Here is a 13,809-nt window from a genome sequence, read left to right as displayed (position 1 = left end):
CGCGTGAAGCCCGGCATTCTTCCGGGCCGGCAAAATCTATTCTTGGGAGGTCGTAAATCATGTCTACATCAAGCTGGAAGTCCGAACCGCAATCGGATCAATGGAATGACGGCGAAAACTGGAGCTCAGGTCAGGTGCCAAGCACAAATGCCGTGTTCGGCGTGTCGTCCAAAACTGCGCTCACATTTGCCGCAGATTCCAGCGCTCAGATCGAATCCTTGGTGTTTGCCGAACCTGCGGATGCCTTTTCTTTCACAGTAGGCGGTCTGGGCGAAGAGCCTGCGCTGACGATTACAGGCGAAGGCATAGTTAATCGCTCACTTAACACCCAGAGCTTTGTTGTTGCCTCGCTTGGTACCTTCAATCAACCGCAGCTGAAATTCACCGGCTCTGCATCTGCCGGAGAAGGACCGGTTACATTTTACGCCGGGCCGCCATCGCTGGAAACATCCTATGGCGGCGGCACCATCGCGTTTCATGATGATTCGACGGCAGGATCTGCTTACTTTACGCTCAGAACCGGGAAAGAACGCCCGCCCCAAGGCAGCAGCCTGGGCGGCACGGTAAAGTTCAGCGAGCGCGCGCGTGCCGGTACCGCGACTTTTTCGATCTTCGGAACCTTGGGTAGTGATGGTGATACTTTCGCCAATGCCGTGTTTCACCAGGCCGCTTCGGCGGGCAGCGCGACCTTTATCAACCGCGGAGGTACAGTTCCGGGCGGGGACGGCGGAAACACTCAATTCTATGATTATTCGTCGGCGGCGCAGGGGACCTACATTAACTTCGGAGGAACGGCGGTTGATGCCAACTGGAACGGGGCCAATGGCGGTGATGTCGCGTTTGATGGATGTGCGACCGGCGGGCAGGGACGGTTCAACAATTACCCGGCCTCGATTGATGGTGCCCATGGGGGCGTTACCAGTTTCAACAACAATCCGAACTATCCCGACATCGAGAACCCGGGCGCGTCGGCGGGCGAAGGGACCTATATCAATTATGGCGCGACCAAAGACTGCCCCGGCGGCGGCGGGCACACTGAATTTACGGCGCGCTACGGGCTCGCTACGGCGGGCAACGCCACGATCCTGAATTTCGGCAGTGCCTTGAATCAAAGCTCTGGTGCGGGCCACACGATATTTTCCATCAAACCACCTAACGACTATTTCCCAAGCGCGGGCAGTGCATCGATCTGGAACTATCCGGGGCAGGCCGGTGGGTATACGATATTCCAATCCTCTTATGGAACGGGGGCACCCAATCAACCACCCACCGCCGCAAACGCAAAAATCCACAATATGGGCGGCGAAACACCAGACCATGAGGGTGGATACACGTCGTTTACGGATACGGCATCAGCCGGAGGTGCAACTCTGATCGCCTATGATGGGATCAACGGCGGACAGGGCGGGCGTGTGACGTTCTCGGGCCAGTCGTCCGGCGGAACCGCGCGGATACACCTGATGGGCGACGGCGTTCTGGATATTACCGAGCATGATGGCGCGCTGACCATCGGAACCCTGGAACTGACCAATGGAACCCTGAAGAGTCAACTTGGGGAAAATCCGACGACATTGAGGATGTCAGAGGCGCTGAAAATTAAAGAGTCGCCTGCAAAGATGGTCTTTTCCTTTCCCAAGGGCCACAGCTTTGATCAGGGCGTAGCATATCCTGTTTTGCAGGCACCGAACCTTGCAGATTTTGATGTGACCATGTTCGAGGCGAACAGTATTGGGACTGCGAAGCCGACATTTGTGATAACGGGCGATGTCCTGAGTGTTTCCTATTGAAGGAACATTTGCGGTCAACCCGGATGAAAAGCCCTTAGCGGCCAACGTCAAAATATGGTGCGCAGAGAATAAATACGGGATTTTCAATCTGAAAAGAAATGAACCGAACAGTTTCACGCCAAGCACATCTTGAACACTTACGAGCGCGCCGCGCAGGTCCGTCACACGGTCCCTCAATCAGCTTGGATGAAACCGGAAACAGGCTGCCCTCGTAAGGGTAAAATCCGTTATGGTCAGGTCCGCTGCAAATGCCTCAGTCGAAAGCAGGATGGCATCTGCCGATGTCAGGATTATTCTCATGTCGAGTTTCCAGTTGTTCTAACGGCGAGTGCTGCGATGTCTCTGGGTTGGCCGAACCCGCAAAATTCGCGCACCAATTGGCTGATTTTCTGCAAATTGCTGTTCGCTCTCAGAAATATATCGACAAGCATGGCAACCGTGAAATGCCAGATGAACCGGCGGCTTGGCCATATACCCAATATCGCGCTAACTGCGCCTTTTATCATCATCCTCGTGCGTGTTGATGAACAGATTGGTGCGTTGTGCAGGGTGCTGACAGAATATCCATAAAGAGACCGCGCTTCAGGTCGTTATGGCCTTTTGTTTTTTCTTCCATATCTTGGCACACTGCTACCCGAATTGATCGTGCTAAGCTAAAAGTACAGTCTCGACACCCGCAGCCTGAACGGTATGACGCAGAGATTACACATTGACAGAAACCAACCCGGAGGCTTGCGCGATCAGATCGTATCGCAGGTTTCGCGCCTCATTTTCGAAGGCTTAATGCCATCCGGAATGAAGCTTTCGTCTTGTCGTCAACTGGCCCGGGAACTTGGCGTCTCGATCAATACGGTAGTAGCTGCCTATCGAATACTTGAAGAAGAACAGTTGATCGAGGCCCGCCCAAGATCGGGTTATTTCGTCTGTTCCGATCGCGGCATTCACCCGGACAAACACTTGAATGCGCAGTCCAGCCCCAATCCGCGTGCGCCTATATGCAGTAAACTCAACCGAATGCGGCGCACGGAAGATGTCGAAACCATTTACAGACCACCCGATTGGTACAATTACAAATACCCATTTGTTTGCAACCAGATCGACGAAAACCGATTTCCTGTCGCCGAGTGGCGCGAATGTACGCGGCTGGCCATGAACCGCAAGGATCTCAAGATCTGGTCAGCGGACGGGTTCTATGCCGACAGCGCCGAACTGATTGAGCAGGTTAGCCAGCGCATCCTGCCGCGCCGGGGTATCTTCGAACCCAGCAACTCCATTCTGATCACCTTGGGGTCACAAAATGGCTTGTTCATCACGAGCCTGTTGTTCGGAGGACGAAACCGAAAAGCCGCTATGGAAGATCCGGGTTACCCGGATGCCCGTAAGATTCTGCTGGCGAATTTTGGATCTTTGCATTTTCAGGCCGTTGATGAGGAGGGGATGGTTGTCGATGACCGATTGCGGGATGTCGATCTGGTGTTCATAACGCCAAACCGTCAGTTTCCGACTACAGTCACAATGTCTGAACGTCGCCGCCGCGAACTTTTACAGGCCGCAGAAGCCTATGATTTTTACATCGTAGAAGATGATTACGAATGCGACGTGGATTATCGGCAATCCTCACCGCTTCCGCTTCGAAGCCTCGATAAAACCGGACGCCTTATCTATCTGGGCAGTTTGTCCAAAGGGCTTTCGCCGGGTCTGAGGCTTGGATACATGACTGCTTCGGTCGAATTCATTGATGCCGCGCGCGATTGCAGGGGCATGATGATGCGCCATCCGCCGATGATTCTGCAGCATACGGCGGCCGCATTCATCAGGTTGGGATATTACGACAGCTTGCTTCGCAGACTGCGGCTGGCTTATGAGCAACGCTGGTTTTCGGCCGACGCAGCTATCCGCGATCGACTTCCAAATTTCCTAAGATCCGGGGATTTCGGCGGCACAACGTTTGTTCTCGCGGACGCGCAGGCTGGACTGGATGCCAAGGTTATTTCCAATGCCGCACTGAAACGTGGAGTCATCGTCGAACCAATCGCCCCCTGCTATTCAAAATTAAGCGATGGCAAGTTTTTCTTTCGCCTTGGTGTCTCGTCCATCCGTAAGAATCTGATCGAACCAGGTATTGCCACCTTGTCAGAGGTCCTAAAGGATCTGTGGTAATCGCACCGTTCTTGGAGCTGGAGATCGGTAAGTCAGCCCGTTCAACGGTGTTCCGATTTGATCGGCCATTTACCGAGCATGTGCGGTTCACCTGCTCGCTGATGCCGACGTCTTTGCGCGCAGTCGCAGGGTCCGAGTCGTATCCATCCTCAGGCGGTAATGCAATATTAGTGGGAGTGGGAAAGGTACAGATTTTGCGCATTGATGGGAACAGATTCAGCCTGCGGCCCTCACCAAAGCTGGATCGGATACTCAAACCGGACTGATCTGTACCCATCGGAATTGGAATCTGTATCTTTCTCGTCTGAATTCCATGTCGTTTGCTGTAATGGTCCGAGGAAGCCGTAGCGTCATGCGCCAATGACGCCCGGGCGATTGGTCGCGGCAAAGGGAGGGGTTGTTGCATGGCTATGGGTGATTGCGTGACGTTTCGATCCTTCGGGTCAGACGAAAATGCCGCGTACTCCTTGCCAGCCCGCAGTATGCTACGGCGAAACTCAGCCCTTACATGCACGCCTTTCCGGACTGTTTTTCAGGTAGTGGCCTCAAAAGAGGCTCTTGCCAAGCCGGCTGATAGGCGGCCCCTGATAGCAATGTTGTCGCGAAGTGTGGATTTTGATCCGATCGAGGATCAAATAAGCGACCTGCCAGCGAAACGCACCCCTGCAACAACACTGAAAATATTCTCGATTCACTCACGCATTTCCCGATGGGGAACATGCAAACAGAAAACTTAGGGAGAGCGGAATGCTGATGCGCGGACTGGAATTGGTAACGGGCGCGATTTCTGAGGTCATGGGCCGCATCGGCTGGTTTCTGATCCTCTACTGCATGGCTTTTGGTGTGTCGGACGTGTTCATGCGCTACGTGCTCAACGCACCGTCGCAGTGGATCGGAACGACCTTGCAGGCGGCAATGGTTCTGCTGGCTTGCACGGGTGGCGTTTATGCGCTTCAGCATGACAGCTTCGTCAAACTCGATCTGTTCTATGCAAACGCGAGTGATCGCTCAAAGGCGATCCTCGATATTCTGACTGCCCCCTTCGCGGTCCTGTTTCTCGTTGCATTGATCTGGAAAGGTTATGATGCGGCTGCACTGTCCCTGAAACTCAACCAGAAAACACCGACAGCGATCCCGATCCCAATCTACCCGATCAAGTTTGCGATTCCGCTAAGCGGCTGTCTCGTCCTGCTGATCGTTCTGAAGCATTTCATAAAAGACGTTCAAACAATGCTCGGGCTTGGCAGAGAGCAATAGCGCTGACGAAAACCTGCGTCTCTCTTTTTTGGGGGGCAAGAAAACAAACCCATAATACAAGGAGGAATCACCATGAAATCCAACAGGATTATACAAACCACAATGTGGGCGGGCGCCGTTGCGCTGCTCGCCGGCGTTGCCACCGCACAGGACGGCCCGCCCGACGAAGTGACCGAATGGACCTTTCAGCCCGCTTTCGACCAGACCGATGCCGGATGGGACAACGGGCTGATCCCGTGGGTCGAGGCCGTTGAGAAGGCGACCGAGGGCACCGTAAAGATCAGAGTCGAACCAGCAGGCGCGCTGGTCAGCGGTGCCGAGGCATTTGGTGCTGCGGCGGCCGGTCTGACTGACGGCTATGCCGGGTGGGGTTCGGTCTATGGCGGTGACATGCCCGAAGGTATGCTGGCCTTTGGCATGGCAATGGGCGCCAACAACACTGAAGAAGCCTGGGAAGTTATGTGGGGAAGCCCTGATTATCGCGTCGGCGACATTATTCAGGAAGCTGCCCACGATCGTAATCTGCATTGGGCAGGTTGGACCAACCAGGGCCCGAACGCGATGTTCACCACCTTCCGGGTAGAGAAGATGGAGGATCTGGACGGCCACAAGATGCGCGCTGGCGGACCTCAGGCGATCTTCCATTCGACGATGGGCGGTTCCCCGGTGTCTATGAATGCCGGTGAAATCTACACGGCGATCAAGCTTGGCACGATCGAAGGCACCTATTGGGACACCGGCGGAATCGACGACATGTCGTTCCAGGAGGTGATCAACTATGCGATCATGCCCGGGTGGAACCCTGCGCAGCACCAGGAGATTTTCATCAATCTCGAAAGCTGGAATGCTCTGACCCAATGGCAGCGTGACCAGATCGACGGTATCTTCGAAGAGACCTATTTCGAAACCAGCCGTTTGCATGCGGAAGGCGTCGAAGAGGCCTTGCAGATACTTCGGGATGCCGGGGGCGAGGTGATCGAGCTCAGCGATGAGGAAGTCGCACGGATGAGGGAAAAATCCATTGCCGAGGTCTGGCCGCAGGTTGCTGCAGCGTCCGAGGGCAACGCCAAGGGCGTGGAGATCTACAAAAAGTTCCTCGCCGACAAAGCCGGCGCTCAATAACACAGGCGCGACGGGAGACTTCCCGAATATCCGTTGAATACCGCCGCTGGCCCGACCGACGGGCCAGCGGGAGGGACCAGAGATATCGGTGTTCTTGGGATTACCTGCCAAGCGACACGCACCGGCACGCATGAACAGCCTATAAGCAAGGAAAAAAAGATCATGAGCCTCGAACTCATCACAGCGCTGTATTTCATCATTTTGTTTGCGATCCTCTTCATGGGGCTCCCGGTGGCGTTTGGCCTGGGCGGTACAGCTGTGCTGTTTGCGTTAATCCTTGAACCGCGTGCGCTGCTGTCTGTTCCCAGCGCATTCTATTCGACGCCGTGGAATTCGGTGCTGGTGACGGTGCCCCTGTTTTTGTTCATGGGATCGCTCATACGATTTTCCGGAATAGCTGAGGCGGCATACGACGCAGTCTACAAGCTGATCGGCCATATCCATGGCGGGCTTGCGATGGGCACGGTTCAGGTTTGTACGGTGTTTGCGGCCGTCACCGGAATTACACCGCCGGCCACCACGACAATGGGACAGATCGCTTACCCCTCGATGATGCGCTACAAGTATGACCGTTCGATTGCCATTGGTTCCATTGCTGCAGGTGGCGCACTCGGGGCGCTTATCCCTCCCAGCGTTCCATTTATCTTTTATGGTCTGCTGGCCAAAGTCTCTATTGGTGACTTGTTCATGGCAGGGGTCCTGCCTGGCCTCATGCTGGCAACATTCTATGTAATTTACATTGGCGCTCGCTGCCGAATCCAACCGCATTTGGGACCTGCTCTTCCTGCGGAAGAGAAATTCACCCGTCAGGAAAAGCTGAGCGCTGTGTTCAGCATCTGGCCCTTCGCCGTGCTGATCATCATCGTGCTCGGCGTGATCTGGGGTGGAATCGCAACACCGGCCGAAGCTGCTGCTTTCGGTGCCGCCGGAGCGTTCATCATCAACCTGGTCTACGGGAAACTGACCTGGGCTGTTTTGCGGGATTCACTTGTCTCGACCCTGAAGTTGAGCGGAATGGGGTTGTGGATTCTGATTGGTGCAACGGTTTACCTCAATGTTTTCAATTCGATGGGAAGTCAGGATCTTTTGACGAACCTTGTGCTTGCCATGCCCGGTGGAAGCACCGGAATTCTGCTGATGATGATGCTGATCATTCTTGTTCTGGGAATGGTGATGGACGATTGGGCCATCATCATGCTCTGCACGCCGCTCTTCATTCCGATCATTGATGAGCTGGGGATCGACAAGCTGTGGTTTGGAGCTCTGTTCATCGTTAACATCCAGATCGCCTATCTCACACCGCCATTCGGCTTTGTTCTTTTCTGGATCAAAGGTGTTCTGCCCAAGGATGTCAGCATGGGCGATGTCTACAATTCGGTCGGTCCCTTCGTGGTGCTTCAGTTTGTTGGCCTGACGCTTATCTTCATCTTTCCGCAGATCGCCACCTGGTTGCCGAGCATCCTCAAATAAATAGGAGGTCCAGATGTACAATCATATTCTCGTTCCCGTCGCACCCGATCAAATTGACGAGTGCGCGGAATCTCTGGAAGCCGCTCACCGCCTCCTGGCCAAAGGCGGAAAAGTGTCGGTTCTCTCCGTTCTTGAAGAGCTTCCCTCATATGTAGGGTCATACTTTCCCAAGGAGCAGATTAAGAACAGCATTTCCGAGTTCGAAAATACCCTGAAAACCAAGCTTTCCACCGATGATATCGATACGCATGTGATTTCAGGCCACCCGACGAATTCCATTTTGGAATGGGCGAAGAAGAAAAAGATCGATTGTATTGTTGTGTCGTCGCACCGGCCCGGGTTTTCAGACCTTTTGCTCGGATCGACTGCGGCACGCATCGTCCGACATGCCAATTGTAGCGTTGTTGTTCAGCGATAGGCCGAGCAATTGCCCGGTTCGGATACCTAAACAAGATGGGTGCCGTCGATATCCGCTGTCCTGCCCGGATGTGCGCGAAAACTATGGCCGCGTTGGAGGGATGTGGCGGCACCGTTGGAGCGTCAAGAACCATCGTGACGGGCCAAGCCCCTAGCTATCGCAGGATGATCAGGGAAAGGAATGGCAGGTGTACCCCGGAAGACCTCGAACGCAGCCGCCAAGTCTGAAAAGTTGCGCTGGTTATGCGCGAAGGGAAATCGCCATCTTCGATGACCCTTACGAAGTTGACACGCGGATAGGTTCTAACGGGCGGGCAAACAACTGACGTAACCTCTCCGGTTTCGATGTCATTCAGTTTCACCCCCGGCCAAAGCGAGATACGCGTAATTGGATTTAACGCCACGCTGCGTGTGTATTGGCCCAATCACCGGCACTTCCCGCGGACTGAAAACGGCCCGAGCTTTGATCCGCGCCGGAGGGTGCTCCAAATATCCTGTTTGTCCTTTACGATGATACCGGATTGGGCGCGTGGTCGCCCTATGGTGGCAAGATCGATATGCCGACGCTGGATGACCTCGCCGCGCAAGAGCTGACCTACACCCAATGGCACACGACCGCGCTTTGCTCTCCTACGCGTTCGACCCTGTTGACCGGGCGCAACCATCACCTCAACGGGATGGCGGCAATTACCGAGACCGCTGACGGCTTTCCCGGGGCAAGCGGGCGTTTACCGCCGCAAGTCACAACAATTGCCGAAGTGCTGCAGGCCAACGGTATAGCACCTTTTGGATCGGGAAAAACTACAACGTCCCCGAACAGGACGTCGCGTCTGGCGCGAGCCGCACGGAATGGCCGCTGAATCAGGGTTTTGATCGTTTCTATGGGTTCCTGTGCGGCGAGACCAACCAATGGTATCCGGATCTTGTCGAAGACAACCGTTTCATCGAACAACCATACCGCCCAGAAGAAGGATACCACTTGTCCAAGGATCTGGCCGATCAGGCAATCTCGATGCTGCGTGATCAGAAAGCGACGAACCCGTCCAAGCCCTGGTACATGTGGTTCAACCCCGGTGCCAACCACGCACCGACGGAATGGGCTGACAAATACAAGGGGGTCTTTGATGAAGGGTATGACGCTTATCGGGAAGACATCACACAGGCGATGATCGACAAGGGGATCGTGCCTGAAGGTACCGTCAATACCGGGACGAACTTCCTGCCGGACGGAATTGCCAATCCGGATGACGCCGTGCGCCCGTGGGACACTCTCAATGACGACAGAAAGAAGCTGTTCACGCGCATGGCTGAGGTCTATGCCGGGTTCTCGGAATATACCGACAGCCAGGTGTTTCGGGTTATCGACTACCTCAAGGAAACCGGGCAGTACGAAAACACTCTGATCATCTACGCCGCCGACAATGGCGCGTCCGGTGAGGGGGCGCCAAATGGATCAGTGAACGAGAACATGAAGTATCTCGACGCACTTGGCAGCCCCGATACCTACAATCACTATCCGACTGGCTGGGCTGCGGCCTTCTCGGCCCTGTTCAAGATGTTCAAGCGGTATTCGAACTATGCCGGGGGCACCAATGATCCGCTGATCATGTCCTGGCCCAATGGCATCCAGAATGGTGGCGAAATCCGGCATTAGTATCACCATTCGGTGGGTATTGTGCCGACGATTCTGGAAATCACCGGTCTGGAAATGTCCAAGACCAACAACGGTGTCGATCAGTATCCAATGTCCGGTGTATCCATGGCGTACACCTTTGATGCAGCACCGGATGATCCAACCCGGAAAGAGGTTCAGTATTAAACCATGCTTGGAACCCGGGGCATCTGGAAAGATGGCTGGAAGGCCGTTGCAGTGCATGCACCCCTGACCGGAACAAGCAACTTCGACAAGGATGCGTGGGAGCTGTATCACGTTGACGTGGACCGTTCAGAGGCGAACAACCTGGCAGAACAAGAGCCGGAAGGGCTGAACGAACTTATTCAGGTTTGGTTTGACGAAGCTGCCAGAAACAACGTGCTTCCGCTGGATGACCGAAGCGCGGTCGAGATCATTGGTATCGAGCGTCCGACATCCGAGCCGGCGCGCGATACTTATATCTACTGCCCGCATACCGCCTGTGTGCCGGAAGGTGTCGCCGTCAATATCCGCGGCCGGGATCGCAAGATCCTCGCCAATGTCGCGATCGAGGATGAGGACACATCCGGCGTGATCTTCGCTCATGGGTCCAGGTTCGGTGCCCATTCGCTTTTCCTCAAGGACAAAAAGCTCTACTACGTCTACAATTTCCTCGGCATTCAGCCCGAACAGGTATTTGAATCGAACGTAGAGCTGAAACCAGGTGCTTACACTCTGGGGATGGAGTTCGACGCGACCGGCACCGGCGACAATGGCGAGGTTCTGGGATCGATGAAACTTTACATCGACGATCAGGAGGTCGCCTCGGGTGACCTGCGCACTCAGTCCGGTAAGTTCACGCTTTCGGGGGATGGTCTGTGCGTTGGCTACGACAGCGGCGACGCAGTCAGCCAGATGTATACTACACCTGGAGAGTTCACCGGCGGAGCCATTTAGAAAGTCGCAGTCTCAGTTACCGGCGACAGCTGTGAGAGCCTGGAGGCTGCCGCCAAACGGATGCTGAAGCGCCAGTAAGCGACGGAAAAAATTTCACGGGGGCGTACCAAAAGCTGCGCCCCCTTGCCGAGTGACTGGCCATTTGAAACATTGACTCAACCACTGCCAGAGCGAAATCCAGAGAATGGTTAGATTTCGCTATCTGATCCGCATCTAACGTTTAACAGAAACAGGGCTTGATTTCTGATTTGATCGGAGTGGAGTTTGACCGACATCTAAAAAATCAAATGAAGTATCGGAAGCCATGGTTGTGAGCGGCCAGGTTTCTACGGGCAATCTGCGTACGAAACGGGTACCTGGCGAGCGTCTGAAGTTTGGCCACAGACATCTTCGGTGAGCATTACAGCGCCCTACGAATGGCCTTCCCGAGACTCAAAAAAAGTGAAGGGTGTCTTCCGGAGCCCGCAATTGCATCCCGACCTATTCCGGCAGGTATTTTTCCGACCATTCTGTGCCGGCGGCACCGCTCGCTATCATCTGCTGAATCTGGGCTGCATCGTATCCAATCCTTGTCAGAATACTGGCAGTTTGCGCCCCGTATTTCTGCATCGGACCCGGAATGGTTATCCGTCCCGTGGTCGGTCGCACTGCGTTAGGTGCGACCAGGTCACACCACCGGCCCATCGGGTGCTGATCGTGGCGGATAACGCGGAACGTATCCCTGGCGATGTCGATGTCACCCGCACTTTCCAGTTGCAGCGCCGTGTCGCGGGTTTCATGCAGGGAGGCTAGCGGAACCACTGTGCTGGTACCTGTGAATGCTTGTCGCCAATACGCAATCGGTTTGAGTCTGAACCGGTCTGCAAGTGCACCGTGCAGGTCATCCGTGGCGGCATCGGCAAGATCGGCCAGTTCCGGCACTCCGGCCAAGGCAGCACGCTGCTCGGTGGGTGCGGCAAAGAACATCCATTGATCGGCGGCCTCGTAGCAATGATAGAAAGGCCCCCAGCCCAACGCTTCGCGCCCCGTAGGCTCATTGAAAGGCGCGCGCCCGTCATAGTCGAACATGAACTGGGCCTGGATAAGGTTGCCTGCGCCCGCCAGCGACGCCCTTGCAATGCCGCCTTGCCCAGTTTCACGCAACCGCAGCAGAGCCCCGCCTAGGGCGACACAGGCACAGAAGCCGGTCAGAACATCGATCGTGCCGAAATGGGCATGTTCTTCGGGCGTCTCCATGCCGCCGCCGAACCGCACCATGACCCCGGTGGCGGCCTGCGCCAGATCGTCATAACCCAGATGATCAGATTTCGGCCCGCGCATCGGCCCGCCAAAGGCGTCCAACTGCACAAGGATGAGCCGCGGGTTGATCGCGGCCAGGTAGTCCGGCCCAATGCCCAACTTGTCGCGCTGCTCATCCGTGCCGTTCATGGTGATGACGTCCGCCTCGGCAATGAGTTTGTACAGCGCCTCCTGACCCACCTCGCTACTCAGGTTCAGTAGGATGCTTTCTTTGCCGCGCTGCGCATGGATGCCGAACACAACGGTGTTCCACGGGTCGACTGACGGTTCGACCGGCTGAACCAGCGTTACCTCAGCCCCGAACCGCGCCAGAGTCGAGCCGATGGTCGGGCCCGCGATTACATTGGTCAGGTCCAGAACCCTCAGCCCCTCCAGCCAGCCGCCAGCACCGATGGCACCCCCGTTACGGGGACTGCTCGCCAGCAGCGCCTTTAGATCGGCTGCAACTGGTCCGGTTTTACGCGCCGCTCCGTCGTCATCGGTCAGCCAGGCCACGTTGCCCATCTGGCGCATCTCGCCGTGGCGCGCATCCTCGACCCTCAGCACCAGACCCGAAGCCAGCGCATGCGGATCGGCGAGCCATTCCTTGGTGAATCGCTGCGCCGTGGACGGAGCCTTGGCCGTGCCGAACAGCTCTTCCCATTCATGGGCAGGGCGGGTCAGAAACGCCTCTTTCATGGCCGAGGACACCCGCGCCCGATCCGATGGCCCCACCGGGTAGTTGCTCATCGACCATTCGGCGGGCCAGTCGCTGGTATCCAGATAAGCCGAGAAATCCGGCAACTCGTCTGCCAGTTCACCCAACCCCAGCGTTTCCAGCACACGGCGCGGGTGCGTGGCGACTGATCCCGAAACCACATAAAAACCACGCCCGTCGGCACAGGTGTAAGTACGATAGAATGGGTCGAGGAATTCGGACAACTCGTCGAACTCCAGATTCATCGGCAGGCCTTCGGCGGCGCGTCGGTCCAACTCTACCTCGCGCGGGGATTTATAGCGCTCGGGGTAGTCTTCGATCTGCTCGCAATTGTAGATCAGACCTTCCAGCAGGGCCGAGGCGAGCGGAACTTCGATGTGATCGCCGCCATTGCGGTTGCGCGCGTTCAGGGCAAACAAAACCGACATGGCCCCGAAACTGGCGCCGTATGCCGAGGCCAGCGTCAGAGGGGTGAAGGACGGGTTGATCCCCATCAGCCGCCGGTTCAGCCCCATGTCGGTAAATTGCCCGGTATAGGCGGCAATCACCGCCTCCCACGCTGGCAATCCGGCCAATTCGGGATCGGTCGAAGCAAAGCCGGGCATGGACAGAAAGACCAACTGATTATTTGCGGCACGCAGAACATCAGCCCCCAGTCCCAGACGATCCATAACGCCGGGTCGGAAATTCTCGATCACTACATCGGCGCGTTTGGCCAGATCAATGGCGGTATCCCGGCCCGCGGCAGTTTTGAGATCCAGCGTCAGCACCTTTTTCCCGCGCGAAATCATGTCAAAGGACGGATCATCAAAAACGGGTCCGCCGGGCGGGTCGATGCGGATAACCTCGGCCCCCATATCGGCCAGCATCATGCCAACCAGCGGAGCAGCAAGGTACTGCCCGAAGTCAAGGACGCGAATGTGGGAAAGAGGACGTTCAGACATGTCACACCTGCACTAATTTTTCTGTATGGGCGCTTCGCTTCTGCGGAACTTACGCTCAACAATTAA

At 55.8% G+C, this 13,809-nt stretch carries 10 protein-coding genes and 1 pseudogene; 10 read left to right on the top strand and 1 reads right to left on the bottom strand.

The features are described from left to right. The first annotated feature begins 59 nt into the window (after window positions 1-59). From GOX66_RS12360 to GOX66_RS25605, 10 genes and pseudogenes are all read left to right on the top strand, one after another. Entirely contained in the window at window positions 60-1,787 is a 1,728-nt protein-coding gene (locus GOX66_RS12360; protein WP_170763047.1) for a hypothetical protein, read from the top strand. 186 nt (window positions 1,788-1,973) lie between these two features. Continuing rightward, window positions 1,974-2,357 (top strand): hypothetical protein, encoded by a 384-nt coding sequence (locus tag GOX66_RS12355; RefSeq protein WP_170763046.1) that lies wholly within the window; start codon window positions 1,974-1,976, stop codon window positions 2,355-2,357. Window positions 2,358-2,477: 120 nt separating this feature from the next. Further along, window positions 2,478-3,947, top strand: coding sequence for an aminotransferase-like domain-containing protein (locus GOX66_RS12350; protein ID WP_170763045.1), 1,470 nt, complete (start codon window positions 2,478-2,480; stop codon window positions 3,945-3,947). A gap of 747 nt (window positions 3,948-4,694) precedes the next feature. After that, entirely contained in the window at window positions 4,695-5,204 is a 510-nt protein-coding gene (locus GOX66_RS12345; protein ID WP_170763044.1) for a TRAP transporter small permease subunit, read from the top strand. A 72-nt stretch (window positions 5,205-5,276) separates the two neighbouring features. After that, a complete protein-coding gene (locus tag GOX66_RS12340; RefSeq protein WP_170763043.1) occupies window positions 5,277-6,326 on the top strand; it encodes a TRAP transporter substrate-binding protein in 1,050 nt (349 codons plus the stop codon). A 162-nt stretch (window positions 6,327-6,488) separates the two neighbouring features. Next, entirely contained in the window at window positions 6,489-7,796 is a 1,308-nt protein-coding gene (locus tag GOX66_RS12335) for a TRAP transporter large permease (RefSeq protein WP_170763042.1), read from the top strand. Window positions 7,797-7,809: 13 nt separating this feature from the next. Further along, window positions 7,810-8,214, top strand: coding sequence for a universal stress protein (locus tag GOX66_RS12330; protein WP_170763041.1), 405 nt, complete (start codon window positions 7,810-7,812; stop codon window positions 8,212-8,214). Between the two features lie 520 nt (window positions 8,215-8,734). Next, window positions 8,735-9,867, top strand: a pseudogene (locus tag GOX66_RS25615) (sulfatase-like hydrolase/transferase). A gap of 21 nt (window positions 9,868-9,888) precedes the next feature. Next, window positions 9,889-10,032, top strand: coding sequence for a hypothetical protein (locus tag GOX66_RS25610; RefSeq protein ID WP_214652617.1), 144 nt, complete (start codon window positions 9,889-9,891; stop codon window positions 10,030-10,032). Window positions 10,033-10,035: 3 nt separating this feature from the next. Next, window positions 10,036-10,803, top strand: a complete 768-nt coding sequence (locus GOX66_RS25605; RefSeq protein ID WP_214652615.1) for a hypothetical protein — start codon at window positions 10,036-10,038, stop codon at window positions 10,801-10,803. 480 nt (window positions 10,804-11,283) lie between these two features. On the opposite strand, the gene GOX66_RS12320 is transcribed toward GOX66_RS25605, so the two are convergent. Beyond that, window positions 11,284-13,743, bottom strand: a complete 2,460-nt coding sequence (locus GOX66_RS12320) for a CoA transferase (RefSeq protein ID WP_170763039.1) — start codon at window positions 13,741-13,743, stop codon at window positions 11,284-11,286. Between the last annotated feature and the right edge of the window lie 66 nt (window positions 13,744-13,809).

The organism is Ruegeria lacuscaerulensis, from assembly GCF_013031245.1.
GTDB classification, from domain to species: domain Bacteria; phylum Pseudomonadota; class Alphaproteobacteria; order Rhodobacterales; family Rhodobacteraceae; genus Ruegeria; species Ruegeria lacuscaerulensis_C.
The sequence above is the reverse complement of the archived record's forward strand: the minus strand, read 5'-3'. Positions and strand labels throughout refer to the sequence as shown.